This is a genomic window from Lichenibacterium minor, from assembly GCF_004137685.1.
In the GTDB taxonomy this organism is placed as follows: domain Bacteria; phylum Pseudomonadota; class Alphaproteobacteria; order Rhizobiales; family Beijerinckiaceae; genus Lichenihabitans; species Lichenihabitans minor.
In genome coordinates, this window is sequence record NZ_QYBB01000185.1 from 1 (window position 1) to 568 (window position 568).

At 72.5% G+C, this 568-nt stretch carries 1 protein-coding gene; it reads left to right on the top strand.

Going from position 1 to position 568, the window contains the following annotated elements:
* Positions 1–81 precede the first annotated feature (81 nt).
* On the top strand, positions 82–568 hold a 487-nt coding region (locus D3273_RS27970), incomplete at its 3' end, for an IS91 family transposase (protein WP_207210947.1).

Consider the following 568-nt stretch of genomic DNA (forward strand, 5'->3'; position numbering starts at 1 on the left):
CCCGCACCATCCGGGCGGTGACGAGCTCGCTCGAGCGCCTCAAGCTGTTGATGGAGGGCGCCGACACCGGGGCCTGACCCGGTGTCGCGTCCTCATCTGGAGATCGCCGACATCCTCCGCCGGCACGGTGCGGCCTGGCGCGCCGCCCAGGCCGGCCACGTCAGCCTCGACCAGCTCAAAGTGATGTCGGCCATCGAGACCTGCCGCACCGCCGCGCTCGGCGGCCACGTCGAGGCCTGCGAGGGCTGCCGCCACACCCGCGTCGCCTACAACTCCTGCCGCAACCGGCACTGCCCCAAGTGCCAGGGCGCGGCCGCGCGCGAGTGGCTGGCCGCGCGGGCGGCCGACCTGCTGCCCGTCGGCTACTTCCACGTGGTGTTCACGGTGCCGGCCGAGATCGCCGACATCGCCTTCACCAACAAGGCCCCGGTCTACGACCTGCTGTTCCGGGCGGCATCGGAAACCATGCTGACGATCGCCGCCGACCCGCGCCACCTCGGCGCTCGCATCGGCATCACGGCCGTGCTTCACACCTGGGGCTCGGCCCTGACCCACCACCCGCACGTCC